Origin of the sequence: Mycobacterium sp. (assembly GCF_032159765.1) — a bacterium.
Classification (GTDB): domain Bacteria; phylum Actinomycetota; class Actinomycetes; order Mycobacteriales; family Mycobacteriaceae; genus Mycobacterium.
The window spans coordinates 1-25905 of the sequence record NZ_JAVHWM010000180.1; the positions used below are offsets into that span (position 1 = coordinate 1).

25 protein-coding genes are annotated in these 25905 nt (G+C 65.9%); 15 read left to right on the plus strand and 10 right to left on the minus strand.

The window, feature by feature from the left end:
• Nucleotides 1–228, minus strand: a 228-nt coding sequence (locus tag QOH60_RS23180) for a hypothetical protein (protein ID WP_526424245.1), incomplete at its 3' end; no start/stop codon positions are given.
• A gap of 35 nt (nucleotides 229–263) precedes the next feature.
• On the opposite strand from QOH60_RS23180, the gene QOH60_RS23185 reads away from it, so the two are divergent.
• Nucleotides 264–476 carry a hypothetical protein gene (locus QOH60_RS23185; RefSeq protein WP_526424242.1) on the plus strand — a complete coding sequence of 71 codons (213 nt, stop codon included), beginning with the start codon at nucleotides 264–266 and terminating at the stop codon, nucleotides 474–476.
• A gap of 115 nt (nucleotides 477–591) precedes the next feature.
• On the opposite strand, the gene QOH60_RS23190 is transcribed toward QOH60_RS23185, so the two are convergent.
• The 3 genes from QOH60_RS23190 to poxB form a co-directional block, all read right to left on the minus strand.
• Nucleotides 592–1404, minus strand: coding sequence for a hypothetical protein (locus tag QOH60_RS23190; RefSeq protein ID WP_526424221.1), 813 nt, complete (start codon nucleotides 1402–1404; stop codon nucleotides 592–594).
• Nucleotides 1405–1423: 19 nt separating this feature from the next.
• The gene (locus tag QOH60_RS23195; RefSeq protein ID WP_526424222.1) at nucleotides 1424–3235 is read right to left on the minus strand and encodes an NAD-binding protein; all 1812 of its coding nucleotides are present in this window, start codon (nucleotides 3233–3235) and stop codon (nucleotides 1424–1426) included.
• Nucleotides 3236–3376: 141 nt separating this feature from the next.
• Nucleotides 3377–5113: a ubiquinone-dependent pyruvate dehydrogenase gene (gene poxB / locus QOH60_RS23200; RefSeq protein WP_526424223.1), complete on the minus strand. Its 1737-nt coding sequence runs from the start codon at nucleotides 5111–5113 to the stop codon at nucleotides 3377–3379.
• Nucleotides 5114–5149: 36 nt separating this feature from the next.
• On the opposite strand from poxB, the gene QOH60_RS23205 reads away from it, so the two are divergent.
• The 8 genes from QOH60_RS23205 to QOH60_RS23240 all read left to right on the plus strand — a co-directional run bounded on the left by QOH60_RS23205 (nucleotide 5150) and on the right by QOH60_RS23240 (nucleotide 14298).
• Nucleotides 5150–6655, plus strand: coding sequence for a molybdopterin-dependent oxidoreductase (locus tag QOH60_RS23205; RefSeq protein WP_526424224.1), 1506 nt, complete (start codon nucleotides 5150–5152; stop codon nucleotides 6653–6655).
• A gap of 12 nt (nucleotides 6656–6667) precedes the next feature.
• Entirely contained in the window at nucleotides 6668–8200 is a 1533-nt protein-coding gene (locus QOH60_RS23210) for an ATP-dependent DNA ligase (protein WP_526424225.1), read from the plus strand.
• Nucleotides 8201–8242: 42 nt separating this feature from the next.
• A complete protein-coding gene (locus QOH60_RS23215; RefSeq protein ID WP_526424226.1) occupies nucleotides 8243–10543 on the plus strand; it encodes a carbon starvation CstA family protein in 2301 nt (766 codons plus the stop codon).
• Complete coding sequence (locus QOH60_RS23220; protein ID WP_526424227.1) at nucleotides 10477–10680, plus strand: YbdD/YjiX family protein; 204 nt, start codon at nucleotides 10477–10479, stop codon at nucleotides 10678–10680. Before QOH60_RS23215 ends, QOH60_RS23220 begins: the two co-directional genes overlap by 67 nt.
• Nucleotides 10681–10737: 57 nt before the next feature.
• Entirely contained in the window at nucleotides 10738–12159 is a 1422-nt protein-coding gene (locus QOH60_RS23225) for an alpha/beta hydrolase (RefSeq protein ID WP_526424243.1), read from the plus strand.
• Between the two features lie 150 nt (nucleotides 12160–12309).
• Nucleotides 12310–12546, plus strand: a complete 237-nt coding sequence (locus tag QOH60_RS23230; RefSeq protein WP_526424228.1) for a hypothetical protein — start codon at nucleotides 12310–12312, stop codon at nucleotides 12544–12546.
• Nucleotides 12547–12697: 151 nt separating this feature from the next.
• Nucleotides 12698–13792: a phosphatase PAP2 family protein gene (locus tag QOH60_RS23235; protein WP_526424229.1), complete on the plus strand. Its 1095-nt coding sequence runs from the start codon at nucleotides 12698–12700 to the stop codon at nucleotides 13790–13792.
• Between the two features lie 23 nt (nucleotides 13793–13815).
• Nucleotides 13816–14298, plus strand: coding sequence for an SRPBCC family protein (locus tag QOH60_RS23240; protein ID WP_526424230.1), 483 nt, complete (start codon nucleotides 13816–13818; stop codon nucleotides 14296–14298).
• A 12-nt stretch (nucleotides 14299–14310) separates the two neighbouring features.
• Here the strand turns inward: QOH60_RS23240 and QOH60_RS23245 are convergent, their stop codons facing one another.
• From QOH60_RS23245 to QOH60_RS23260, 4 genes are read right to left on the minus strand one after another with little or no spacing between them, the layout of a single operon-like run.
• The gene (locus QOH60_RS23245; RefSeq protein ID WP_526424231.1) at nucleotides 14311–15402 is read right to left on the minus strand and encodes a hypothetical protein; all 1092 of its coding nucleotides are present in this window, start codon (nucleotides 15400–15402) and stop codon (nucleotides 14311–14313) included.
• On the minus strand, nucleotides 15366–15671 hold the full coding sequence (locus QOH60_RS23250; RefSeq protein WP_526424232.1) for a hypothetical protein: 306 nt from the start codon (nucleotides 15669–15671) through the stop codon (nucleotides 15366–15368). The genes QOH60_RS23245 and QOH60_RS23250 overlap by 37 nt, the downstream gene beginning before the upstream one ends.
• A gap of 31 nt (nucleotides 15672–15702) precedes the next feature.
• Nucleotides 15703–16110: a TIGR03668 family PPOX class F420-dependent oxidoreductase gene (locus QOH60_RS23255; protein WP_526424244.1), complete on the minus strand. Its 408-nt coding sequence runs from the start codon at nucleotides 16108–16110 to the stop codon at nucleotides 15703–15705.
• Nucleotides 16111–16135: 25 nt separating this feature from the next.
• Nucleotides 16136–17125, minus strand: a complete 990-nt coding sequence (locus QOH60_RS23260) for a patatin-like phospholipase family protein (RefSeq protein ID WP_526424233.1) — start codon at nucleotides 17123–17125, stop codon at nucleotides 16136–16138.
• Between the two features lie 52 nt (nucleotides 17126–17177).
• Here QOH60_RS23260 and QOH60_RS23265 point away from each other — a divergent pair, with 52 nt between their 5' ends.
• The 5 genes from QOH60_RS23265 (at nucleotide 17178) to QOH60_RS23285 (ending at nucleotide 23676) form a co-directional block, all read left to right on the plus strand.
• Nucleotides 17178–18008, plus strand: a complete 831-nt coding sequence (locus QOH60_RS23265) for an SDR family oxidoreductase (protein WP_526424234.1) — start codon at nucleotides 17178–17180, stop codon at nucleotides 18006–18008.
• 356 nt (nucleotides 18009–18364) lie between these two features.
• Entirely contained in the window at nucleotides 18365–19111 is a 747-nt protein-coding gene (locus tag QOH60_RS23270) for a methyltransferase domain-containing protein (protein ID WP_526424235.1), read from the plus strand.
• 100 nt (nucleotides 19112–19211) lie between these two features.
• Nucleotides 19212–21167 carry an ABC transporter ATP-binding protein gene (locus QOH60_RS23275; RefSeq protein ID WP_526424236.1) on the plus strand — a complete coding sequence of 652 codons (1956 nt, stop codon included), beginning with the start codon at nucleotides 19212–19214 and terminating at the stop codon, nucleotides 21165–21167.
• A 28-nt stretch (nucleotides 21168–21195) separates the two neighbouring features.
• A complete protein-coding gene (locus tag QOH60_RS23280) occupies nucleotides 21196–23061 on the plus strand; it encodes an ABC transporter ATP-binding protein (RefSeq protein ID WP_526424237.1) in 1866 nt (621 codons plus the stop codon).
• A gap of 54 nt (nucleotides 23062–23115) precedes the next feature.
• Nucleotides 23116–23676 (plus strand): isomerase, encoded by a 561-nt coding sequence (locus QOH60_RS23285; RefSeq protein WP_526424238.1) that lies wholly within the window; start codon nucleotides 23116–23118, stop codon nucleotides 23674–23676.
• Here QOH60_RS23285 and QOH60_RS23290 read toward each other — a convergent pair.
• Nucleotides 23662–24876, minus strand: coding sequence for a cytochrome P450 (locus QOH60_RS23290; RefSeq protein WP_526424239.1), 1215 nt, complete (start codon nucleotides 24874–24876; stop codon nucleotides 23662–23664). The two genes, QOH60_RS23285 and QOH60_RS23290, sit on opposite strands and share 15 nt — an antisense overlap.
• Before the next feature lie 192 nt (nucleotides 24877–25068).
• Between QOH60_RS23290 and QOH60_RS23295 the strand changes: the two genes are divergently transcribed.
• Nucleotides 25069–25626 (plus strand): TetR/AcrR family transcriptional regulator, encoded by a 558-nt coding sequence (locus tag QOH60_RS23295; protein WP_526424240.1) that lies wholly within the window; start codon nucleotides 25069–25071, stop codon nucleotides 25624–25626.
• A 3-nt stretch (nucleotides 25627–25629) separates the two neighbouring features.
• Here QOH60_RS23295 and QOH60_RS23300 read toward each other — a convergent pair.
• Nucleotides 25630–25905: hypothetical protein (locus QOH60_RS23300; RefSeq protein ID WP_526424241.1), on the minus strand; the 276-nt coding region annotated here is incomplete at its 5' end.

Below are 25905 nucleotides of genomic sequence, written 5' to 3' on the forward strand. Positions count from 1 at the left end.
AAAATCGGATACCCACGCAGCGTCCAAGTCGTCCCTCAGCAGCCTGGCCTTGCCGCGCTCTTCGAACCAGTCGACGACGGCGCGCAGTTGCCGCCGCGTCGTCGGGTCGAACTGTGCCGGGTCGTAAGTGTTCGGGTTGAGTAGCAGTCCGCTGGAGTCCATGGTCAACCTCTTTTCCTGGTCGCCGAGAGTCCGGTTGTTGACGCATTCCTCGGCGTGTCGCGTCAACAACCGTACTCTCGGCGCAAACGGCAAAGGAGCGAATACCCTTGGAGGCGACCGGACCCGACGAGCCGATCGTGGTTTTGCAGCGCTGGGTTGATGCGGGCGCGATATGGCGGGTCATGCACCGCGGCGATCGCTCGGTCACGATTGCGCTGTATCAGTGCGACGGCGGCGAGGAGGTCGATCGGTTCACGTCGGCGGATCCGCAGCTACTGGACTTCCTGAAACACCGCAATAGCAGTGAGGATTGAGCGCCTCGGTGATCTCGGCCAACTCCCAACGATCTGCAGGCGCTGGAACGCAGTACGGCTGAGGCGATCTCGGCAGCCTGACCGCACGGCTGCTCAGCAGCGATCGGGCCCGGACCTACATCAGCCCAGCAGAGCGCGCGACGTTGAGGATCCCGCTGCGTGCGCTGAGCTGGGCGACAATGTCCTCCAGCCGGCTCAGCGGCAAGTCGAAACGCCACTCCGGCAGCAGCCCGTGAATCAGCACCGCGCCCGGACGCACATCGACCTTGGTGATCAGCAAGCCCTTTGGAAGATCCGGCAGCTCGATCGGATAGATCGGCAGCCGAGCGGGCAGTCCCATGCGCCGCCCGCCGACGACCAGCGCCCGCGGCTGCAGCCACAACGCGGTCCCCACGATCCGGATATCGACCTCCAGATGGCCCCACGCCGGCTTGCGCGCCCACCGCAGCCACACCACCCCGTCGTCGCCGATCTCGGCGGTGAACTGCGGCGACGCCGCCACGACGAGCTCCTCCAGCACGCGCGCGGGAAGCATCAGGGACAGCTCGACGGGCGCTGCCACGATCTCAGACGTCGCCCCCGGCCGGAAATGAACGTTGCTCGCGACGGCCATCGCGTGATCGAACCGGTACTCGCGCCACCCGACGTCCTCGGCAACCACCAGCACGTCGCCGATCTGCCCGATCGCCAGCCCACGCATGTCGAGACGGAAGTCGAATTCTTTGACCGTCAAGACCAGGTCGTTGCCGCTCAGGCCGACAGTGAGCTCGCGTCCGACGACCAACCGCCGCAACGCTTCGAACAACGTCCGGTACGCGATCGCGGCGCCGGTCGTCACCGTGGGCACGGCGGTGGCCGACCAAAGCGAGGTCAGCCGCTCCCGGGACCGGAACGGGTCCCAGCCGGGCAACGGCGCGAATCGCGGCACTAGACCAGCATCCCAAACGTCAGCTCGTCTTCGCGAGGGTGGGAACCCTGATCACTTGCACGCCGGCCAACGCCAGCACAGCCGGGATCTCCCAGACAAACATGCGGTCCAGATCGGCGATGTCCTTTGGGAGCTTGTTGAACTCCACCAGATAGGGCGTCGTCTTCTCAGCGGGGTTTCTCGGGCCGGGTGTCCATCCGCCCGCGATGCGCTCCTCGCAAAAACGCCGGTGCTCGGCGGCGGCGAGGAACTCGACCTCATCGTGCTCGAACTCGAATTTCGCGGCGCCCCAGTGACGTAACGGTGCGATATCGCAGCTGATACTGCGCAACTTGGGCACGATGTCCCGGGCCTGGGCGCGGCTCGAGTCTTTGCGCGGCTCATCCAGCTCCTCCCAGGTAGGCGCAAGTTCGCCCTTGGCGAGCTGCTTGGCGCGCCACAGGTTGTGCAGCGCAACGGCGAGCGGCTCGTGGAGTCCCCCCACGACCAATTCGACGGTGCATGTGCGTTCCAGCGTGGAAAAGACCTTGACGCCCTTAAGCCTGCCGTTCGTGTTGGCCTCGCCGATGACCCTGGCCGCTCCGTCCGGTCTCGACAGCGCCACCACCATCGGAAGCACGGCGTCGCGATCGGGGCCCGGCGTGCGTAGATCAAGCTCATGCCGAAGACGCAGTGCGATCTCCAGTGCGTCTTCGTCGCGGTACGCCGACACGTACACACGCGTCAGCGGAGGTGCCTCGTGTTCGGTGTACTGATCGGGCAGTTCACGCAGGTCGCGGATCGAGGTCGAGCAGTAGATGAAATGGCAAATGTCGTCGAGATCGGGGTGTTGATCCAGGAGGGACTGCACACGTTCGTCAGCTTGGTCGTCGACGACGGTGATGAACAGCGGCGTCTTCTCCTCGGGCCCGAGCCAGTACCAGGTCAGGGCAGCCCGCAGGACCAGCCACTGCCCGAGGGACTCGAGGTTGCTGACGAGTATGTGCGGCCTGCCCTCGTCGTCGGGGTCGATCTCGAACTCGTCGAGAAGAAATCGGGCGCTGACCTCGTCGGTGTTGAAGAACACCAATGACGACGAGGGATCCCGAAGATCGCTCTCCTGGATGCGGAGCAGCCGGCAGAGGTCAGGGTCACCGATCCTGGCGAGACAGCTGAGTTCTTTGCGGTGCCGGGATACCGGAAGGGCCAACAAACCCTCTGGGGCGATCGTCGGCTTGCGGGCCTCATCGGTAAGTTGCCGCGCGACGGCCACGACCTCGGTGTTGACGACGTCCTCCGGACACACCGCGAGCAGTCCCGACGCTCGATGCACCCCCGCCGTGGTCAAGTTGCGCTGCAATTGGGCTTCGCCGATGACGACAGGAATCCGCCACGCGCGGCACACTTCCAGGCGGGGATTGGTGGGATCCGACTCGATGACGACGGCACGCACACCCTGCTCCCGCAACTCACGCAGGAAGAGGCTGCCTACATAGCCCAGTCCGCAAATCACCACATGACCGCTCATGAAGCGGATTCGCGTCTGTTGCAGCTGCTCCCGGAACAGCGCCGTGACCGCGGAAATGGCCGCGAAGCTGGCCACAAATCCAGCGAGGAAACGGGCAATCTCCAGCTGCCAAGGTAGGCCAGGGTAGTCAGACGCGTTCCACAGGAAGAGCTTGAAGCTCGCATACGCGGCATCGCTCTCCCGCGCACCTGGGAGACCGCCTCGCGTGACGAAGTAGGAGTAATACCCCACCCAGCCCAGGATGAACGAAGCCACACCGAGGCCGATCATTATCAGCCATCGGTATGTGTACACGAACCGTCCGATTCGGTGGACGGCCGTCATCGCTCGCGTCCCTAGAGCTGCCATCCTTGCCCCCATCTGCACATTTACATTCTGCCTCCCGTACTGGCAGCTCCGACGGGATCTGGCAGATGTTCGTCTGATCAGCGACAGACCTAGTGCAGGGTGCCGAAGGCTAGGTCATCAGTCCAGAATGCGGCGAGCGACGTTCGTCGTCACCAGGTCGAGGAGTTCGTCGGCGCGGCCCGCGAGGATGGTCCGGATCGCGTACAGCGTGAATCCCTTCGCCTGCTCCGCGGTGATCGACGGCGGGATCGAGAGCTCCTGGCGCGCCGTCACCACGTCGACGAGGGCGGGGCCGTCATGAGCGAGCGCGTCGGCGATGGCCTGCTCGAGCTGGCCGGGTTGCTCGACGCGTTGTCCGAATATCCCGATGGCCCGTGCCACCGCGCCGAAATCCGGGTTCTTGAGGTCGGTTCCGAAGTTGACGATGCCCGCGGCCTTCATCTCGAGCTCGACGAAGTTCAACGACGAGTTGTTGAAGACGATGATCTTCACTCCAAGGTTGTTCTGCAACAACGTGATCAGCTCACCGAACAACATGGTCAATCCGCCGTCGCCCGCCAGCGCTACTACCTGGCGGCCGCGTTCGGCCGTCTGCGCGCCGATGGCGTACGGCAATGCGCACGCCATCGTCCCGTGGTTGAACGAGCCCAGTAGCCTCCGGCGGCCGTTCATGGTCAGATACCTGGCCGCCCATACCACCGGAGACCCGACGTCGAACGTGAACACCGCATCGTCGGCAGCCAACTGATTGGCAAGGCCCGCAACGTATTCCGGGCGGATAGGGGTGCGGTCGCGGTCGTTGACCGCCAGCGAGTCCAGCGTCTTGCGGGTGCGACGATAGTGGCCGAGCGCGCGGTCCAAGTGCGTGCGGTCCTGCTTCTGCGCGAGCAGTGGCTGCAGTGCCTCGAGGGTGTCCTCGACGGTGCCGACCAGACCGAGATCGATCGGCGTCCGCCGGCCGAGGTGCGCCCCGCGGATGTCGACCTGGATCACCCGTGCGTCGTCGGGATAGAACTGCCGGTAGGGAAAGTCGGTGCCCAGCATCAGCAGAACATCGGCCTCCTTGATGGCCTTGTAGCCCGACGCGAAACCGAGCAGACCTGTCATGCCGACGTCATACGGGTTGTCGTATTCGATGTGCTCCTTGCCGCGCAGCGCGTGGACCACGGGCGCCTGCAGTGTGGCGGCGGCCCGCACCAGGGCGTCGTGCGCGCCTGCGACGCCGACCCCGCCCAAGATCGTGACGCGCTGACCGCGGTTGAGGATGTCGGCCGCCTGGCGCAGCGACTCGTCATCGGGCCGGATCACCGAGCGCGTCGGCACCACCGGCCGGGTGTTCCAACCCTGCTCGCCCAGCGACGCGAGAAACACCTCACCGGGGATCACCACGACCGCGACACCGCGTTCCTCAACGGCCGTGCGCATCGCCATCTCGACGATGCGCGGAGCCATCTCCGGATTGCTGACCAGCTCGCAGTAGACACTGCATTCGCGGAACAACTCCTGCGGATGCGTCTCCTGGAAGTACTGCGAACCGATTTCGGGCAGTGGGATGTGCGCGGCGATCGCGAGCACCGGCAGCCGCGAACGCTGGGCGTCGAACAGCCCGTTGATCAGATGCAGGTTGCCTGGCCCGCAGCTGCCCGCGCACACTGCGAGCTGCCCCGTGAGCGCCGCGTCGGCCGCCGCGGCGAAGGCAGCGGTCTCCTCATGCCGGACGTGTTCCCAGCTGATCGCGCCGGATCGCCGGATCGCGTCGGTGAAACCGTTCAGGCTGTCGCCGGGCAGACCGTAAACCCGACTCACTCCACTTGTCGTCAGCGCGTTGATCACATGCTGGGCTACCGTGGCCACGCGTTGACTCTACGACGCGCGGGTAGGTTGGCGACCATGCCGAGCCGAGGGCTGAACGGCGTGGCAGCAGCTGCTGTCGCCGTCGGGGTCACGCAACTGGTTGGTGCGCCGTTCGGCCCCGCCGCTGACGCCCTCAGCTCGGTGGGCTCGGCCGTCATCGACTTGACTCCCGGCCCGCTCAAGGAATGGGCGATCCAGACGTTCGGCACCTCGGACAAGCTGTTCCTGTTGATCGCGACGCTCGCGGTGATCGGCGTGTTGGCGGTGGTGGCAGGAGCGTTGGAGACACCCCGGAGACCGTTGGGCAGCGCGCTGATCGCGGCGGGTGGCTTCGCGGCGTGCGCGGCGGTGCTGTCGCGGCCGGGCGGTGGGCTGGTCGATGTCATCCCCACAGTGGTCGGGGTGGTGTGCGGCGTAGTCGTGCTTCGTGTCCTCACAGTCAAAACCTCTACTCCAGAAGATGATTCGGCACCAGACCGAGCTCGTCGACTCTCACTCATCGCGATGGGACTGTTGGGAGTCGGCGTAGTCGCGGGAGTGGCCGGCGGCTTCCTGCGACGAGCGCTGCACTCGGTGGCGGGTGAGCGCGATGCCGCCGTCGTACCCGCACCGGCGGTCACCGCCCCGCCGGTGCCCCCAGGCGTACAGCCGAAAGGCGTTGATCTGCCCGCCTTCGTCACCTCCAACGCCGACTTCTACCGCATCGACACCGCGTTGTCGGTCCCACAGGTGAGCCGCAAAGACTGGCGGCTGCGGATCCATGGCATGGTCGATCGCGAAATGACTTACAGCTTGGACGATCTCGCTCAGTTCGAGCTGATCGAGAAGATGGTGACGCTGACCTGTGTCTCCAACCCCGTCGGCGGCGACCTGATCAGCAACGCGCTCTGGCGCGGTTACCGCGTCCGAGATCTGCTCGCGCGCAGCGGTGTTCACCGTGACGCCGACATGGTGCTGTCGATGTCGTCGGACGGGTTCACCGCCGGGAGTCCGGTCGAAGCGCTGACCGACGGGCGCGACGCGCTGCTCGCGATTGCGATGAACGGCGACCCACTTCCCGTGGAGCACGGGTACCCCGCACGTCTCGTCGTGCCCGGGTTGTACGGATATGTGTCGGCGACGAAGTGGGTCACCGATCTCGAGCTGACGCGGTTCGATCGCGCCCAGGCCTACTGGACCCGGCACGGCTGGTCGGCGCGCGGGCCGATAAAGACTGAATCGCGGATCGACGTGCCGCGCAGCGGCCAACGTGTCCAGGCCGGTCCAGTCACGTTCGGTGGGGTGGCCTGGGCGCAGAACCGCGGCGTGCGCGCCGTCGAGGTGCGCATCGACGACGGAGGTTGGCAGCAAGCCGAGCTCGGCGAAAACTACAGCAACGACACCTGGCGACTGTGGAGCTTGCGGTGGACGACGACGCCGGGCTCGCACACCATCACCGTGCGGGCTACCGACAACACCGGCGCCGTGCAGACGCCCGACGAGGCTCCGCCCGTCCCTGACGGCGCCACCGGCTGGCAGACGGTCGCGTTCAGCGTCGCGTGACAAGCTGAGTCCGTGCTGCTCGTCGAGGTCGCGACGGCGTCGGCCGATGTCGGCGCCCAGTCGTCGCGGCTGGCGAAGGTCGCCAGGATCGCCCAACTACTGAGCGCGGCAGCCGAAGGCGGCGACGTGCACCGGGTCGCCGTCGTCGTCTCGTGGCTGTCCGGCGAACTCCCCCAGCGCCAGATCGGCGTCGGCTGGGCCGCATTGCGCACCCTGCCGCCGGCCGCCGAGGCAGCGACGCTCACCGTCGCAGAGGTCGACGCGGCGTTCACGGCGATCGGCGCGGTCGCGGGCCGCGGATCCCAGAAACAGCGCGCGACTCTGCTCGCGCAGCTCTTCGCCGCGGCATCCGTTGTCGAGCAGGCGTTCCTGCGCCGACTACTGCAGGGCGAGCTCCGTCAGGGCGCGCTCGCGGGAGTGATGGCCGACGCCGTGGCGAAGGCCGCCGGCATCGGCGCAGCCGAGGTGCGGCGTGCGGCGATGCTCGGCGGCGACCTGCCGGCCGTGGCGTCGGCGGCGCTCACCGGCGGCACCGATGCGCTCGCCGAGTTCACGCTGCGGGTGGGCCGTCCCGTCGGCCCGATGCTGGCGCAGACCGCCACCGGCGCGGCCGATGCCCTCGAGAAGCTAGGTGGCACAGCGATTTTCGAGGCGAAGCTGGACGGGGCCAGGCTGCAGATCCACCGTGACGGCGACAACGTCACGCTGTTCACGCGCAGCCTCGACGACGTCACCGCCCGGCTGCCCGAGGTCGTGGAGGCCACGCTCGCGCTGCCCGTCAGCTCATTGATCGCCGACGCGGAGGCGATCGCCCTGCGCCCCGACGGACGCCCGCACCGGTTCCAGGTTACCGCGTCACGATTCGGCCGCGCTGAAGCCATTGACTCTCAACGACTTTCGGTGTTCTTCTTCGACATCCTGCACCGCGATGGCGAGGACGTACTCGACCTGCCGGCATCCGAACGGCTTGCGGCGCTCGACGCGGTCGTGCCGGCCGCCCAAAGGGTGGACCGGTTGAGCACCGCCGACTCCCACGAGGCTGCACGATTTCTCGACGCGACGCTCGCCGCCGGCCACGAGGGCGTGATGGCCAAGTCGCCGACCGCGCCGTATGAGGCCGGACGACGCGGCTCGGGCTGGCTGAAGGTCAAGCCGGTGCACACGCTTGACCTTGTGGTGCTCGCGGTGGAGTGGGGGTCCGGCCGGCGCACCGGCAAGCTGTCCAACATCCACCTCGGCGCCCGCGATCCCGAAACAGGCGGATTCGTGATGCTCGGGAAGACCTTCAAGGGCATGACCGACGCGATGCTCGAATGGCAGACGCAGCGCTTCACCGAACTGGCCGACGGACGCACGGACGGACATGTGGTGACGCTGCGGCCCGAGCAGGTGGTCGAGATCGCGTTCGACGGGGTGCAGGGTTCGACGCGCTATCCGGGCCGGATGGCGCTGCGGTTCGCGCGGGTGCTGCGCTACCGCGACGACAAAGGCCCCGCCGATGCCGACACCATCGACACCGTGCGGGAACTCTACGAGCGCGGTTGAATTCCCTTCACGGGGCCCGGCTGCGGTGATTGGATCACAGGCATGACTTCATCGACGAAGGAAGAGCGCGACGGCCAGGACGGCGACGGCGACGTCACCTACATACGCACCGATCCCGAGCTGCCGCCGGTTGCGATCATCGATCGCTCCCGGATCACCACCCGGCACAAGATCATCTTCGGCGTCATTGCGCTGATCGGGGCCGTGGCATGGGCGATCATCGCGTTCTTCCGGGGTGAGACCGTCAACGCCGTCTGGTTCGTCGTGGCGGCGATCTGTACCTACATCGTTGCCTACCGGTTCTACGCGCGGCTCATCGAGATGAAGATCGTGCGCCCGCGTGACGACGAGGCCACTCCGGCCGAAATTCTCGACAACGGCACCGATTACATGCCCACGGATCGCCGCGTGCTGTTCGGCCATCACTTCGCCGCCATCGCCGGCGCGGGCCCGCTCGTCGGACCCGTGCTCGCAATGCAGATGGGATACCTACCGGGGGTGATCTGGATCGTCGTCGGCGCGGTCTTCGCCGGATGCGTCCAGGACTACCTTGTGCTGTGGGTCTCCACGCGGCGACGCGGACGCTCCCTGGGCCAGATGGTCCGCGACGAGCTGGGCGCGGTTGGGGGCGCCGCCGCGATCGTGGCTGTCCTCGTCATCATGATGATCCTGCTCGCGGTGCTCGCGTTGGTGGTGGTGAACGCTCTTGCCAAGAGCCCGTGGGGCGTGTTCTCCATTGCGATGACGATCCCGATCGCGATCTTCATGGGCCTCTACCTGCGATTCCTGCGCCCCGGCCGCGTCTCTGAAGTCTCGGTCATCGGCGTTGCGCTGCTTCTGCTCGCCGTCATCTCAGGCGGGTGGGTGGCCGAAACCTCTTGGGGCGCAGATTGGTTCGGCCTGTCCGCGGTGACGCTGTCGTGGTGCATCATCGTCTACGGGTTCGCCGCCTCGGTGTTGCCGGTCTGGTTCCTATTGGCACCGCGCGACTACCTCTCTACCTTCATGAAAGTCGGCACCATCGCGCTTCTCGCGGTCGGCATCCTGATCGCGCGACCGCTCGTCCAGGCGCCGGCGGTGTCGAGTTTCGCGAGCAGCGGCGATGGCCCAGTGTTCGCCGGTGCGCTGTTCCCGTTCTTGTTCATCACGATCGCCTGCGGTGCCCTGTCCGGCTTCCACTCCCTGATCTCCTCTGGAACCACACCGAAGATGCTGGAGAAGGAAAGCCAGATGCGGTTGATCGGATACGGCGGAATGTTGACCGAATCGTTCGTCGCGATCATGGCGCTGACTACCGCGGCCATCCTCAACCAGCACCTGTACTTCACGATGAACACCGATGCGTTCGCGAACATGTCACCCGCGGACGCGGCCTACAACGTCAACCAGCTCCCGATCGGCGGTGAACACATCACGGCCGATCAGATCCAGCAGGCCGCCAAGGATGTCGGTGAGACGACGATCATCGCGCGCAGCGGCGGCGCACCGACGTTGGCGGTCGGGATGTCGGAGGTGCTGCATCAAGCGTTCGGCGGCCCGGGGCTCAAGGCGTTCTGGTACCACTTCGCGATCATGTTCGAGGCGCTGTTCATCCTCACCACAGTCGACGCCGGAACTCGCGTCGCGCGATTCATGCTGTCGGACGGGTTGAGCAATTTCGGCGGACCGTTCCGGAAACTCCGCGATCCGAGCTGGCGAGTGGGCGCCTGGGTGTGCAGCCTGATCGTCGTCGCCGCGTGGGGCAGCGTCCTGCTGATGGGGGTGACCGACAAGCGCGGCGGCATCAACACGCTGTTCCCGCTGTTCGGCATCGCCAACCAGTTGCTTGCCGCGATAGCGCTCGCCCTGGTCACAGTGGTCGTGATCAAGAAGGGCTACCTGAAATGGGCGTGGATACCGGGTATCCCGTTGCTCTGGGACCTCACTGTGACCATGACGGCCTCATGGCAGAAGATCTTCTCCGCCAACCCCAGGATCGGGTACTGGACCGAGCACGGGCTCTACCAGCAGGCGAAGGAAGCCGGTAAGACGACGTTCAGAACGGCGAAGAGCCCACACGAGATCGACCAAGCCATCCGCAACACCTTCATCCAGGGCACGTTGTCGATCGTGTTCGCGTCCCTGGTGATCATGGTCTTCGTGACGGGCGTGATCATGGCAGTGCGCGCGATTCGCGGCGGCGGCTCGCCGCTGACCGAAGACGAGCCGGTGCCGTCCAAGATTTTCGGGCCATCGAGCCTGGTCACCACGGCGAAAGAACGGGAGGTGCAACGGCAATGGGACGAGTACAACAAATCGCACACCAAATCACGCGCCAAATCCGTTGGTACTGCGGCTCCCTGATGGGCGACACCCACTACCAGCGATACGTCGAGCATCGGCTTCGCGCGCACCCCGGCGAGCCGGTCATCAGCGAACGGGAGTACTGGAAGATGCGGCACGCCGCCGCCGACGCCAATCCAAGCGCGCGCTGCTGCTAGCGCCGCGCACAGCGCGCACACAGGCAGACGTTTCACGATTGTCATGTGACGCCGACGATTGCCGCCATCCTGGCCGATGCACCGGTAGCCCCGGTGGCTCCCTATCGGCACGGCGTTTCGCTTCTGCACGGATGGCTGCCCGGCGTCATCGAGGGGGTCGCGGCGACCGTGTTGCTGGTGGCCATCGGCTGGCGGTCGCGGCGGTGGCGGGTGTTGTGGCTGCCGCTGGCGGTGCTCGTCGGAGTCGCCGCCGCCAGCTGGGCACACTGGTACGTCGACTCGGAGGGAATGTCGGATGACCCGGCGCCACAGGCGCTGTGGATTTGGATCGGTCTGAGTGGCGTCGCCGTCGCGATCCTGGCCCTGGGCTGGACCAGCGCCCGTTGGTGGCGCCGCGGGATGTCGTTTCTGGCTGTGCCATTGGCTGTGCTCAGCGCCGGGGTGGCATTGAACCAGTGGGTCGGCTACTTCCCGACGGTGCAAACGGCGTGGAACCAGCTCACTGCGGGCCCCCTGCCCGACGAAACCGACATGCCGACCGTTACCGCGATGCAGCAGCAGCACACCGTGCCCGCCCACGGTGCCGTTGTGCCCGTCACCATCGGCAGCGACGCCTCCGGTTTCAAGCACCGCACAGAACTCGTATACCTTCCGCCTGCCTGGTTCGCGAGCACCCCGCCGCCGCAGCTGCCGGTGGTGATGATGATCGCCGGAGAATTCAACACCCCCGCCGACTGGCTGAGGACCGGCGGCGCGATCAAGCCGATCGATGACTTCGCGGCCGCACACGGCGGCAACGCCCCGGTGTTCGTGTTCGTCGATGTGGGCGGCTCGTTCAACAACGACACCGAATGCGTGAACGGCAAGCGGGGCAATGCGGCCGACCACCTCACCAAAGACGTTGTGCCGTTCATGATTTCGCACTTCGGTGTGAGCCCGCGCAGCGCGAACTGGGGCATCGTCGGATGGTCGATGGGCGGGACGTGCGCCGTGGACCTGACGGTGATGCATCCCGATTTGTTCAGCTCCTTCGTCGATATCGCAGGCGACCTGGCTCCTACCGCGGGCACCAAGGAACAAACCATCACGCGCCTGTACGGCGGCGACGCGAACGCGTGGGCGGCGTTCGATCCGACAACGGTCATCAAGAAGCATGGCCCCTACACCGGTGTCTCGGGATGGTTCGCGATCTCCAACACACCCCAGGCGCCCAGGCGCAACGCCAACGCCGACAACGACGCAGTCGGCATCGGAGGCCGTGACGCGGCGGGCAACCCCGGCGACCAGACCGAGGCGGCCAACTCGCTGTGCGCGGTGGGCACTCCGAACGGCATCACATGCGCGGTGGTGGCGAACCCGGGAAAGCACGACTGGCCCTTCGCGGCCAGCACTTTCGTGTCCTCGCTGCCGTGGCTGGCTGGGCAGCTGAGCACACCGGGGGTTCCGCGTATCCCCCTGCCGGGGGCGCGGCCGGCTTGATTCTGCGCCTGCCAAGGCCCTGTGAATCACAGTTGGGGTGCCTTGCGAACCCGGCAATTTGCGTCAGCCCGCCTTTAGCGTGGGAAGACACCAAGGAGCAGAACTGCTGCTCGCCTGGAAATATTACGAACCGATTTGGGGGCCTTCGAAATGCAATCACTCCACCTGTCGCCGAAGAAGTTGTCGCTGGTCGCGGCAGCCGGTGCGGTAGCCGTGATGGGCGCCGTGACGTTCACCGCGGGCCAGTCAACGGGCACCGGCCCTCAGAACAGCGTCATGGCAGACACGCCCACCGCGTCGGCACCGCCGTCGTCGCCCACCGTCCCGTCTGCCGTTCCGGCGGTCAAGGCCACGAAGTTCATCGGAGGCGACTGGACGGGCATGTGACGCCCGACCTGCGGTGAGTGAACGGCCGGCATACGACCGGTTATCCAGTCGTATCGGGTCGGCAACATGCGAGTCGCGTTCTTCCCTAGAATTCGTGGGGAAGTAGCCGAGACGCCAGTCGGCTGCGCTTTCGGCCGGCTGAGAGGCTCACGTGTTAAGCGAGGACGTGCGCACATCCGCTGCGTCCGCGCGGACGCGCTGCCTGATCATCATCAGGCGGGTCGCAGTGACGATCTGGGCGACTGTCGTCGTGTTCCTGACGGTGACGGACGGCGTCGCGTTCAACCGCGAACTGTTGTTGCTCTTCATCGCCACTGGCCTGGCAGCGGCGAGCATCGGCAGGCACCGGGTGCTGACGGTGAGCCGCGACTGGTTGCCGTTCGCCGTGGTGCTGCTGCTCTACGACATCAGCCGGGGCGCCGCGAAGCTGGTCGGCACGCCGACGATGTGGCAGCCCCAGATCGACTGGGACCGGTGGCTGTTCTTCGGCACGGTACCGACCGTCTGGCTCCAGGAACGGCTGAAGCAGTCCAATCCGCCCTGGTGGGAAGTGTCCGTCAGCACGATCTACATGTCGTTCTTCATCCTCCCCTACGTCGTGGCTGGGGTGCTCTGGCTACGCGACCGCGACGACTGGAAGGCGTTCGTCCGACGTTTCGTCGTATTGTCGTTCAGCGCCCTGGCGATCTATGTCGTGTTCCCCGCCGCGCCGCCGTGGGCCGCCGCGCAGTGCCGGCCGGCTGAGGTCGCCGACGGCCCGGCGTACCCGTCGTGCATCTTCGGCCGTCCGGCGGGAGTCCCGGACGGCGGACTATTGGGCGCGATGCAGATGAGCCAGCCGGGCGCGCACCAGTTCGTGGAGCGAATATCCACCCGCGGTTTCTCGACCCTGCACCTTCACGCGGCGCGCGACCTCGTCAACTCCGGGCAGATGAGCGTCAACATGGTCGCTGCCGTCCCATCCCTGCACGCCGCCCTGTCGGCGATGATCTCGGTGTTTCTCTGGCGCCGCGTGAGCCGCAAGTGGCGGCCTGTGTTGGTGGCGTATCCGCTGTTGATGGCGTTCACGCTGGTGTACACGGCGGAGCACTACGTCATCGACCTTTTGCTCGGCTGGGCGCTGGCCGCGGTCGTACTGAGCCTTATCCGCCGATGGGAGGCAAGCCGCGCGGCGAAGAAGGCCAACCTTCCCATGGCAGCCGACGAGCCGGCCGAGGGGCCTGATCCCGTGCCACAGCGGGTGTGACGGCCCGCAGTACCATCGCGCGTATGGCGCAGCCGCTGACCGTCGAGCAGTCGCATGTTCTGTCCGTCGATGTCCAGGAGGCCTACGACGGCACATTGCCGTTGCCGCTGCCGACGCTGTTCTGTCACTGGTACGGGCCCATCCCGCCGATCAAAGAGGTGCACGATCAACGTGGTGACTGGGAGGCGGTGGGCCAGACCCGCACGGTGCTGCTGAAGGGCGGGGGAAGCATGCGCGAGCAACTCACCCTGGTCGATGCACCGTATGTGTTCGGGTACACGCTCTCAGACGTCAAGGGGCCGATGTCTCCACTGGTGAGCACGGTCGACGGCGCGTGGTTGTTCGCGCCACGCGACAGCGGAACCACGGTGACCTGGCGCTGGACGATTCATCCGCGTTCCCGGTTCACCGCACCTCTGCTACCGGTGTTGGGCTGGCTGTGGCGCGGGTACGCACGGCGAGCGCTCGCTGAATTGGATCGGCTGCTGACGCCCAGCGGCGTGTAGGCGCGGCCGTCACTAACGCGGCGGCGCGCCTCCCCTGCCGAAACCCCATGTGGCCTGCCCCAGGCGTGGCTTGCGTTCCGACTCAGCAAGATGTCGGCGAAAGTCGTTGGCCAGCAGGGGCTCTGCTTCGCGGTGCGCCATCATCGCCAGGCACGGTCCGCCGAATTCGCACCACCTGCAGTGCTCCGCCGGCGCCGGGTAGACGGCCGGATCGCTCAACATGTCAAGAGCTTCGTCAGCGAGTTGTGCACCGACCGAGGCGATCTCGTCGCGGCCTCGACGGATGCGCGTCCGACGCAGGATGCCGGCACTCCGCTGGTCGATACCCGTGTCGCTCTGAAGTCCCCGCCGCAACGTGCGTCGGTGTTGCGGGATCGACCGGCCGCCCCCGCTCGGCTCATGCTGGGCCACTTGCTTTCTCTCGTCGGGCTCAGGTCCGGTCGGCAGATCGAGCGGCCCGCTGAGCCGAATCTCGTTGTGAATGGTGCCGGCGATCTCCATGCCGATGTAGTCCTGCTCCCACGCCCAGCAGGCCGCGACGGCCTCCTCGTCGCGCAGCAGCGAATCTACGTCGCCCCACTCGTCAGCGATCAGGTGTCGCACCACCCAGTACTCGTCGGCGGCGTCCACCGCCAGCAGATCGACGCGCGCGGTGTAGACCACCGGCGCGCCGTCAGATGTCGACATTCCGCGCTCGTGTTCGTGGCGGTCGGGCACCATGCCGTCCACGTCATGGTCGATCCGCACCGGGGCGAAATCGTCGACGATGCCCGCCCACGCGTCGTAGCAGTCGAGAATCGTAGTGGCCAGCGAGAGCAGGTCAGCCTCGCTCCGATTCGCCAGCGACCTTTGAAGTCCCTTGTGCACCAACGACTGCGTCAGCTCATGGGGCCAGTCCCAGGTGCCTGGGTAGTAGTAAACGGCCAGCGCGTCTTTGACCGCCGTGCGCAGCGAGGACTCCGTGGCGGCGACGGGTTCGAGGTCGCGCCGGTGCGGTGACGCGAAGTCCCACTGCCGGCGACAGCGTTTGAATCGCGCTCGCTCGTCTGCGGTGATCCGGTACGCCATCAGTGGCCGTGCGGCCAGGGTTCGTCGAGCGGCCACCGGCACCGATCGGACTGGTCGGCCATCGATTCCAACTCGGCCAGCAGATCGTCGAAGAACGTGCGCATTCGGGCGGCGTCGTCGACCGGCCAGGCCGCCGAGAACGACATCCATACCTCAGGGCCGCTGCCCGCAGGGATGTCGGCGTTCAGATCACCGTTGTCTATCAGCCGCCACGCATAACTCCCGCCACGGCGCTCGAGATAGACGACGTCATCGCGGTCGGGGCATGCCGCCACGATCGAGGCGAAGAGCTGTTCGCGGTCCATAATCGCGCCTGTCGATCCAGGATAGACCCGATCACGCGTGCCAAGAAGACCAGCGGTCAACGCTGACCCTCACCACTGGTCCCGTCAACGAAATACGTTCGTACTGATGGTATTTCCGTCGCAGCAGATCGTAACCGGCGGCCATCTCCTCGCCACGGTCGTGGATCTCGGCGGTGCCGTCGACGCGCGCCCACCACAGCTGATCCCAGTCGTCGTCGTAATGGTCGGCAAGAAGGCACACATGCGGGTTCTGCTCGATGTTGCGAAGCCGCTGCAACCGGTGCGTCGTTTTTCGCTTCGCGTCCACCGCTGTGTACACAACGTCAGAGGCAACCGCGAACACAACAGGCACCAGATGAGGCACGGCATCCGGCGACACCGTCGCAAGGCTTGCCACTTGGGCGTCGGTGAATCGTTGTCTCGCTTCGGAATCCACTATGGCCTCCCTTCAGTAGCTGTCGAGGTCAGCGGAACCTGGCCACGTAGTCGGCCCAATCCCACGTCGACAGGAACTCTTCGCCCGCCGCGTAACCCTTGGCGTACAACGCCTGCTTCTGCTTCTCGGAAATCCCGAAGTTCAGGAATCCGACGTCGGTGGAATCGACGTGGATGGCGCGGGCGCTCACCCAAGGCTGGTTGAGGTAGGCCTGATCACGCCCGACGATCAACGTGGTCAGCACGTCTTCCAGAAGCTTCGTGGAGCCGAGCAGGTTGAGCGCACGCAGCGCCGGAATCACGGCGTCGTTGCCCTGAGGCAGGTTCGGCATCACCGTCACCCCGAAGGTCGGCCAGCGCGGCTTCTTGCCGTCGGTGCGGTCCAGCGAATCGATCGGGAAATTGGACAGAAGGCCCCCGTCGACCAGGGTGGAGGTGAGGCCGGCCGCGCTCGTCAGGTCGATCGCCTTGAAGTAGAACGGGATCGACATCGACGCCCGCACCGCATCGGCGACCAGCTGTTCGTCGGGATCGAGGCCGTAGACGCGGCGATAGTCCCACGGCAGCCGCACCAGCTGGCCCGTCGTCACGTCGGCGACGGTCACCACCAACTTGTATCGCTGCTCCGGCAGTAATGAGGGGTCGTCGATGGCGAGATCACCAAAGGTGCTCACGCCCAAGTCTTTCAGCTGACTTCGCACCCATTCGTGCGCGTAGTCGCCGCGGTAGATACCGGAGCCGCGGAGCAGCGCCAGCGAAGGACCCAGCAGCGGCACACGCTCGACGGGGCCGGCGTCGAGGAACTTGCGGTAGTCGATGCTCAACGCCAGGTCTTTGACCTCGGAACCGGTCAGCTGCCGCCCCTGCGAACCGGCCGCGACGACCGAGCCCACAATCGACCCGGCAGACGATCCCGACACGCGATAAGCGGTATACCCGCCATCCATCAGCGCCACGACGGCACCCACGAGCCCGATGCCCTTGACACCACCACCTGACAGAACGAGGTCGGCACGCATGCTCTTCACCCCACTACATCTACCCTGAACGCCGACAAGAGCGGAGGGTGCCATGGTCACGAAGTCGATCTTCATCACGGGCGCGGGCAGCGGCATGGGTCGCGAAGGCGTGAAGCTGTTCCATGCGCATGGGTGGCGGGTCGGCGCGATCGACCGCAACGACGACGGGCTCGGCGCCCTCGTCGACGAGTTCGGCACCGACCGGCTGTGGACGCGGGCCGTCGACGTCACCGACAAACCGGCATTCGAGAGCGCGCTCGCCGATTTCTGCCTCGGCAATCGCGGCGGCGGGCTCGACATGATGTGGAACAACGCGGGCATCGGCGAATCGGGCTGGTTCGAGGACGTGCCGTACGAGGCCGCGATGCGCGTCGTCGAGATCAACTTCAAGGCGGTGCTCACCGGCGCGTACCTGTCACTGCCCTACCTGAAGAAGTCGCCGGGCAGCCTGATGTTTTCCACCTCGTCGTCGTCGGCCACCTATGGAATGCCGCAGATCGCGGTGTACTCGGCGACCAAACACGCGGTCAAAGGGCTGACCGAGGCGCTCAGCGTCGAGTGGCACCGCCACGGCGTCCGCGTCGCCGACGTGCTCCCTGGGCTGATCGACACCGCGATCCTGTTGAACACTCCCGACAACACAGCCGGCAGGAAGATGACCCGGGACGAGCTGCGCGCTCGATCGCCCAAAAAGGGCATGTTCCGGCTGATGCCCGCGTCGTCAGTGGCAGACGCGGCCTGGCAGGCGTACCACAATCAGCGCCGACTGCATTGGTACGTGCCAGCGAGCATTCGGTGGATCGACCGGATCAAGGGGCTCAGCCCCGAGCTGATGCGCGGCCGGATCGTCAAGGAGCTGCCCGGACTCACGGGCGAGCGCTGATTGCGAACCTCAACCGTCACGCCAACCTCATCGGTCTCCGGCGGGTGGTGCACCGACATGCCCGCCTCGGAGCGACTTCGCGCGACTTCCGGCGAGCGTCAGCGGCGGACAGGCCGACTGGCGCGCGGCATTGCGCCGATTTCTGCACCTGGGTCGTACTTCCGCGAATTCAACAGCCCTGGTGCAGAAATCGACGTGATGCGACGCGGGATAGTCGCGGAAAGTCGCTCGCAGGTGGGCACAAAGCTGGCGCCTTCGCCGCGTTATCGATGTGACGTATGAGGCTGATCTGAGCCCTGATTGCTCGGCTCGCCGCCCGTGTAGAGCGCCGCGTAGCCTGAAACCGGAGGAAAGCCATGACCGAAACCGAAACCATCGCGCCGTCCGCGTTGCACAGGGTGCTCGACCTGCTGGCTAATCCGCCGGCCGAACCCGATATCGACAACGGCTATCTCGATCTGTTGGATCCCGCAGATGAGGACCCGGCCGAGAAGAACAGCGGGTGGATCCAGGCGGTATGGGCGTCGTCGCTCGGCTCACTTCTCTACGACAACTCGCAGGCAGTCGCCCGCAGGTTGTTCACCAACATCTGGCAGCACCCCCTCGAGTGGCTCGCGATCCCTCAGGGTGGCGTCGCGCTGGACGTCGGCTCCGGCCCAGGCAACGTGACGGCCTCGCTCGCCGACGCCGCGGGTCCGGACGGCCTCGCGATCGGCGTCGACGTCTCGGTGCCGATGCTGACGCGAGCAGTTCACGCACAAGCCGGTCCCAACACCGTCTTCGTCCACGCCGACGCACAACGGCTTCCGCTGCGCGACCAGACGGTCGACGCGGTGGTGTCGATCGCCGCACTGCAGCTGGTCCCCGACCCCGCCAAGGCGCTCGCCGAGATGAGCAGGGTGCTGCGACCCGGCGGCCGCCTCGCGGTGATGGTGCCCACGGCGGGGCAGGCCTCACGGTTGTTGCGCCTTCTGCCCAACGTGGGCGGCGCGCACATGTTCGCCGACGACGAACTCGGCGACATCCTCGAAGAGCAGGGTTTCACCAGCGTTCGGACCAGCACCCTGGGCACCATCCAGTGGGCTCGCGCCAAGCGCGCGTAACCCCACGGCGCGCCACCGGGAGTTGTTTTGCTCCTCGCGTCCGCGGCGACATAACAGCGCAGGTAATTGTGTTGCAAGTCGTGGGAGAATTGATCGAGTTGTGGGAAAACCTCTGAATCACGCGCCAGCGATCGCGCCGGCACCGGCCCGACGTCGGCCTGGCACCGATCTGCTCCGACTGCTGCCGTATCTGTTGCCCTACCGCGCGCGCTGGATCTCGATGGTTGTGGTGGCTGTTGCCAGTCTCGCGGCCACAGTGGCGATTCCGTTGATGACGCGGGCCGTCATCGACGGACCGGTCCGTCACCAGGATCAGCACGGCCTGTGGATCCTCGGCGCCGCGGTGATCGGCGTCGGGTTGTCCGAGGCGGCCCTCTGGTTCGTCCGCCGCTGGCTCGTGGCACACGCGACGATGGGTGTCGAGGCGGACATTCGCAACGACCTCTACGCACGACTGCAGATCCTGCCGATGTCGTTTCACGGTCGCTGGCAGTCAGGTCAGTTGCTGTCGCGAATCATGAACGATCTCAGCACGATTCGCCGTATGACCTCGTTCGGTCTGCTTTTCCTGCTGCTGAACGGTCTGCAAATCACCATTGTGACCGCGATCCTGCTGGTGCTGTATTGGCCGCTGGGTGTAGTGGTGCTCATCTCGATCGTGCCGATCACCGCGACGGTGCTGCACTTTCAGAGCGAGTACACCGCGCTGTCGCGCCGGGCCCAGGACCAGGCCGGTCACGTCGCCACCCACGTGGAGGAAGCCGCGCTGGGCATGCGGGTGGTCAAGGCTTTCGGCCGCGAGGACCACATGTACGGGCGGTTCGACGAGCAACTCAGCGGCCTGTACACGACGCAGCTCAAACGCGTGTTGGTGTCGGCGAAATTCTGGACGCTGCTCGAAGTCATTCCCAATCTCACGCTGATCGTGGTGCTCGGCTTCGGTGCGTATGCCGCCGGGCACGGGTACGTGACGATGGGCACGCTGGTCGCGTTCATCACGATGATGCTGTCGCTGGTGTGGCCCATTGCGTCACTTGGCTTTCTGCTGTCAATGACGCAGGAGTCATTTACCGCCGCCAACCGCGTGGCCGAGATCTTTGACGCACCAAGGGAAATCGCCGATGGGCCGCAATCCGAAGCACCGGCCGGTGGCCGTCTTGAGGTGCGCGACGTCGGTTTCCGCTTCCCCGACAGCGACCAGTGGGCGCTTCGTCATGTCACCGTCACCGTCGAACCCGGCGAGACTCTCGCACTCGTGGGGTCGACGGGCTCCGGCAAAACCGTGCTGGCGGCGCTGTTGTCGCGGTTGTACGACGTGACCGAGGGTCAGATATGCATCGACGGCCAGGACATCCGGGAACTCTCGCTGGACGCGCTGCGCCAGACGGTCGCGACGGCGTTCGAGGACCCGACGCTGTTTTCGATGTCGGTCGCCGAGAACCTGCGGTTGGGCCGCGGCGCTGACAATCCCGCCAGCGACGAGGAGCTTGCCCAGGCCATCGACGTCGCCGCGGGGCAGTTCGTCTACGACCTGCCGTTCGGCCTCGACACCCGCATCGGCGAGCAGGGCATGAGCTTGTCCGGCGGTCAGCGGCAACGCCTTTCGCTCGCGCGGGCGATCCTGGCTGCCCCGAGGATCCTGGTGCTCGACGACACGTTGTCGGCTTTGGATGTGCACACCGAGGCCGAGGTGGAAGCGGCTCTGCGGCAAGTTCTGCGGACGCGAGGAGCAAATGGACAGGTGCACGCGGTGACGGGCGTCGTCGTCGCCCACCGCGCGTCGACCGTCCTGCTTGCCGACAGGGTGGCGCTGCTGCAGAACGGGACCATCACGCACGTCGGCACCCACGCCGAGCTGCTGGCTGGTGTTCCCGAATACCGCTATCTGCTCGCGGCGGACGACGAGCTCGACGACACCACCGAACGTGCCTGCGCCTGGGAGGACGACGAGGAGCGCTCGCGGCTGGCGCGCGAGCACGCTGAGCGCGAGGCGACGGACGCGGCCTGCCAGCAGGAGGCTCGGCGATACGCGATCTCGGAGGCAGAGCGTCGATGAGCGCTTGCGCGAAGAGAAACCGGTATCGATGACTGCCACCGATAGTGCCCGCGTGGACGTGCCCGAGGAACCCGCCGACGACGAGTGGCGCGGCCAATTCGACGACGCCGTCGACGACGACCTGCCGATCGACGAGCGCGTCCCCCGGCGTCGCGAGGCCCGACAGCTGCTGGGCAAACTTCTTCGCCCGTACCGGATCTCGATCGCGTTGCTGGCGGTGGTCGTCGTGGTCGAGAACGCCGCGCGACTGTCGGTTCCGCTGCTGGTTCAGCAGGGCATCGACCATGGCATCCCGCCGATCCTGGGCGGCGGCTCGGCCCGGACGTTGATGCTGATCGTCGCCGTGCTGTGCGGTGTCGTGCTGGTGCAGGCCACCACACGGGTGTTCTTTCTGCGGCGGTCAGGCCGGATCGGCCAGCGGGTACTGCGGCAGCTCAGGCGCCTTGTGTACCGCCACTTTCAGCGTCTCGACGTCGCGTTCCACGACCGGTACACGTCGGGCCGGGTGGTCAGCCGCTCGACCAACGATGTCGAGGCCATCCAGGAGATGCTTGAGACCGGGTTCGACAGCCTGATCACCGCCGTGCTGACGCTCGGCGGCACCGCGGTCCTGCTCGTCGTGCTCGATGTGCGACTCGGGTTGATGTGCCTTGCGGCGTTCCCGATCCTTGTGGCACTGGTGTGGTGGTTTCGCAACGAGTCGATGAAGACCTATCGCAAGGTGCGCGAAACGGCCGCGCTGGTGATCGTGCAGTTCGTCGAGACGATGACGGGCATCAAGGCCGTGCAGGCGTACCGGCGCCAGCCGCGCAATCAGGAGATCTTCGAGGAGGTCGCCGACCGGTACCGCGCGGTCAATGAGAGAAGCCTCAAGCTGCTCGCGATCTTCATGCCCGGGGTGAAGCTGGTGGGCAACCTCACCACCGGCGTGGTGCTGCTGTACGGCGGCTACCGGGTGCTGCACGGCGAGATGACGATCGGCACGCTGGCAGCCTTCCTGCTGTATCTGCGCATGTTCTTCGAGCCGATGCAGGAGATCTCCCAATTCTTCAACACCTTTCAGTCGGCGGCTTCGGCGCTGGAGAAGCTCGCGGGCGTGCTGGCCGAGCGGCCGGGCATCGAGGATCCCGCGCACCCGGTGTCGTTGCCAGATGCCCAAGGCGACATCTCCTTTCACGATGTTCAGTTCTCCTACGTGGCGGACAGGCCCGTGCTGCCCGGATTGGACCTCACGATCCCGGCTGGCCAGACCGTGGCGTTGGTCGGTACCACCGGAGCGGGCAAGACCACGATTGCCAAGTTGATCTCCCGCTTCTACGACCCGACCTCAGGATCGGTGACACTCGACGGCGTCGACCTGCGCGACGTCACCCAAAGTGAGTTGCACCGCCACGTCGTGATGGTGACGCAGGAGAACTTCATGTTCAACGGCACCGTCGCCGACAACATCCTCTTCGGCAAGCCAGATGCCACCGACGACGAAATCCGGGCTGCGGCAACAGCTGTCGGCGCGGACGCCTTCATCGAGGCGCTGCCGGACGGCTACGACACCGACGTCGCCACGCGCGGCGGGCGGCTGTCGGCGGGCCAGCGACAGCTTGTCGCGTTCGCCAGGGCGTTCCTCGCCGACCCCACCGTGTTGATCCTCGACGAGGCGACATCGTCACTGGACATCCCCAGCGAGCGCCTGGTCCAGCGTGGCTTGCAGACCGTGCTAGCCGACCGGACCGCGCTGGTGATCGCGCACCGGCTCTCCACGGTTCAGATCGCCGACCGCGTGCTGGTGTTGGAGCACGGCCGCATTGTCGAGGACGGACCGCCGGCGGGTCTGATCGCGCGCGGCGACGGGCACTACGCAGCACTGCACCGCGCATGGCTCGAGTCGCTCGCGTAGGCCGCCGATTTTCCTCGGCGCATTATGCTTCCGTCCGGCAACAGGAGGCCAGTCATGCCGTACAAATTCGATCCGGACACCTTGGCGAAAATCTGCGGCGACGTGCTGGATGTCCCGTTGGACAGCGGCGAACGCTTCACCGCGCTGATCGAGAAGCTGTCGGCAACCTATCCGGACTACATCGAGAACGTCCGGCGGCCCTGGATCGCCACCAAAGCCGGTGGGATCCTCGGGAAGATCTCGTTTCTCTACATGGGGCTTTCTGAGTATCTCCTGATCTTCGGTTCGCCCGCGGAGACAGACGGATACACAGGGCGCTACAACTTTGTCGACGTCTACAAGGTGATCCTCGCCGGGGAGTACGTCACCTATGACCTCGAGACGGACCAGATCGCCGCAACCGTGTACCGCCCCGGCGACCTCAGCAATATGGCGAAGGGCCACGCCCGTGGCCTCGCGATCCAGGCGGGTTCCTGGCACCTGGAATATGGTCGTGGTCTCACGATCACCGCGGTCCCGTTTGGAGTTCTCGACACGATCATGTCGTTGGCATTCAAACCGCTGCGAATGGCGACCGTCGAATTCGCGAAGATGATTCGGTCACGTCACCGCTAACTCAAGACGTTCTAGTCGGCGCACGAGGATGCTCGGCAACCACAGACCGACATCGGCGGCGTCAATCCATGAGGTGCGGTCCAGCAACATCCTCAAAACGATCTGCGCTTCCATCCGGGCCAACGCCGCACCGACGCAGAAGTGCGCTCCCTTGCCGAAAGTGATGTGCCCCTTGCCCATCGGTCGATCGAGCCGGAACTCCTCGGGATCGTCGAACTGCACCGGATCACGGTTGGCTGCCCCCCACAGCAGCAACAGTCGCGACCCTGCGGGAAGATCGACGCCGCCAAGCGTGGTGTCGTTGACGACGTGCCGATAGTGACCTCGGAAGGGCGGCTCGTAGCGCAACGCCTCTTCGATGAACGCGCCCACTAGGTCTGGGTTGTCACGCAGCTCTCGTTGTACCTCTGGGCGGTTCGCGAGGATCCACGTCGCGCTGCCAAGCAGGGATGCGGTCGATTCGCCGCCCGCGCTGAACAGAATGATCATCATCACCTGTGCAGTCAGCTGATCGAATTCTCCTGCGGCGCAGGCAGTTGCGAGCGCACCAATCAGATCGTCCTGCGGATCCGCTGCGGCCAGCGCGAAATGATCGTTGATGTAGGCGCCAAGTTCCATTACAGCGATGCCCGACGCCGTGAGCCGGTCCTGATCGACGACGCCGTCGAGCAGTTGAGTACTCGCGCAACCCCATTTCACGAGCCGGTCGACATCCTCGTCGGGCACGCCGATCAAGCGCGCGACGATCATCATGGGCAACCGGTTCGCCACCGCAGCCATCCACTCGATGCGCCCGGCCCGCACGCCGTCTGCCCACAGCTGGTCGAAGGTCTCGGCGACGAACGCCTCCATCACCCGGATTTTCTTGGCCGACAGCTGAGGCACCAGCATCTTGCGGTGTGCGGCATGTGCCGGATCGTCCGCGGTGGCAAGGACGTGTGTCGTTGCGCCGAGTGGGTTCATCTCGAAGGGCGTCACGCCGCTGTCCGCGCTGTAGGTCATCGTCGCCGTCAGGTTCGCCGAGAAGTCCTCGGGCCGGTTGATGACCTCGTTGATCGCCTGGAATGTGCACACGACGTAGAAGCCGGAATCCGCGATTCGGTGGACGGCCCCCTCGACGCGCAGGCGCTCGTAGAGCGGATACGGATCCTGTATCGCCGGAGTGCCGAAAAACTCGATCGGATCGCTCAGAACGGCCATTGCACTAGGTTGACCAGCGGAAACCGTCGCCGTCAATGGCCAGCGGAAAGTCGAGACCGCGCCTCCTGACGACCCCACCTCCGTCGTCTCACGCCACGCCTGCGACCTCGCACAAGCGTGAGAACCTTCAACGATTTTGTCTCACGTTAAGATTCTCGAGCACTCATTTCTCTCGCAGGCAGGAACGGATCTGTGTCACGTGATGACTGGCTTGTCGGTGGCGATCGGCGCGCAGCGGCCTCCGAACGAATTCTCGCGGTCGCCACAGAGGTCGTCGCGCGGCGGGGGCCCGACGCACTGAACATCGACGACCTGGCCGCGCGGGTGCACTGTTCCCGGGCCACGATCTACCGCCATGTCGGCGGAAAGGCCCAGATTCTGGAGCAGGCGACGGCCCGCGCGGCGGCCCGGATCATCGACCACGTGCGTCGAAGCGTTGCCGGGCTGTCCGGTACCGACCGCGTGCTGACAGCGATCACCGATGCCATCGAGCAGGTGAGGGCTGACCCCGCACGTGACATGCTTCTCGACTCGGTTCGCGGAGCGCGCGGAAGCGCCTGGCTCGCCGCATCACCCATGACGGCCGGGCTGGCCGTCGAACTCACCGGGCTTTCTGATCGCGATCCGCAGGCCGGACAGTGGGTCGTCCGCCTCGTGCTGTCGCTGTTGTTCTGGCCTGGGCCTGACGCCGAGGCAGAACTGGAGATGCTGCGGCGATTGGTGACGCCGGCGTTCGCGGGATCCGAGTAACCGTCAACCGAATTCCACTTGCATGTATTCGCCCATCGCCGAGATGATTTCGGCTCTAGGCCGTTGCGCGTCGGCGGCGAACTTCGCCTCGATGCCATCGTGCGCATAGCCGCGGGGACCGCTGCCGAAGACGTCGTAGAAGCGGGCCGCGCATTCCTCGGGTGTTTGGGCCCCCGTCTCGCGCAGCGCGGCCTCGACCTCAGGTGTGACATTGCGTTCGCGCCGGAACGTCGGCGTGAGCGTCATGCCGATCACGTAGGCCATGACGTCGACACCGGC

What these genes read in the sequence shown, in the direction of transcription:
- QOH60_RS23195 (WP_526424222.1), bottom strand. Translation starts at nt 3,235, where the DNA reads ATGACGGCCGTCCACCGAATCGGACGGTTCGTGTACACATACCGATGG.
- QOH60_RS23205 (WP_526424224.1), top strand. Translation starts at nt 5,150, where the DNA reads ATGCCGAGCCGAGGGCTGAACGGCGTGGCAGCAGCTGCTGTCGCCGTC.
- QOH60_RS23215 (WP_526424226.1), top strand. Translation starts at nt 8,243, where the DNA reads ATGACTTCATCGACGAAGGAAGAGCGCGACGGCCAGGACGGCGACGGC.
- QOH60_RS23220 (WP_526424227.1), top strand. Translation starts at nt 10,477, where the DNA reads ATGGGACGAGTACAACAAATCGCACACCAAATCACGCGCCAAATCCGT.
- QOH60_RS23230 (WP_526424228.1), top strand. Translation starts at nt 12,310, where the DNA reads ATGCAATCACTCCACCTGTCGCCGAAGAAGTTGTCGCTGGTCGCGGCA.
- QOH60_RS23240 (WP_526424230.1), top strand. Translation starts at nt 13,816, where the DNA reads ATGGCGCAGCCGCTGACCGTCGAGCAGTCGCATGTTCTGTCCGTCGAT.
- QOH60_RS23250 (WP_526424232.1), bottom strand. Translation starts at nt 15,671, where the DNA reads ATGGACCGCGAACAGCTCTTCGCCTCGATCGTGGCGGCATGCCCCGAC.
- QOH60_RS23260 (WP_526424233.1), bottom strand. Translation starts at nt 17,125, where the DNA reads ATGCGTGCCGACCTCGTTCTGTCAGGTGGTGGTGTCAAGGGCATCGGG.
- QOH60_RS23265 (WP_526424234.1), top strand. Translation starts at nt 17,178, where the DNA reads ATGGTCACGAAGTCGATCTTCATCACGGGCGCGGGCAGCGGCATGGGT.
- QOH60_RS23270 (WP_526424235.1), top strand. Translation starts at nt 18,365, where the DNA reads ATGACCGAAACCGAAACCATCGCGCCGTCCGCGTTGCACAGGGTGCTC.
- QOH60_RS23280 (WP_526424237.1), top strand. Translation starts at nt 21,196, where the DNA reads ATGACTGCCACCGATAGTGCCCGCGTGGACGTGCCCGAGGAACCCGCC.
- QOH60_RS23285 (WP_526424238.1), top strand. Translation starts at nt 23,116, where the DNA reads ATGCCGTACAAATTCGATCCGGACACCTTGGCGAAAATCTGCGGCGAC.
- QOH60_RS23290 (WP_526424239.1), bottom strand. Translation starts at nt 24,876, where the DNA reads ATGGCCGTTCTGAGCGATCCGATCGAGTTTTTCGGCACTCCGGCGATA.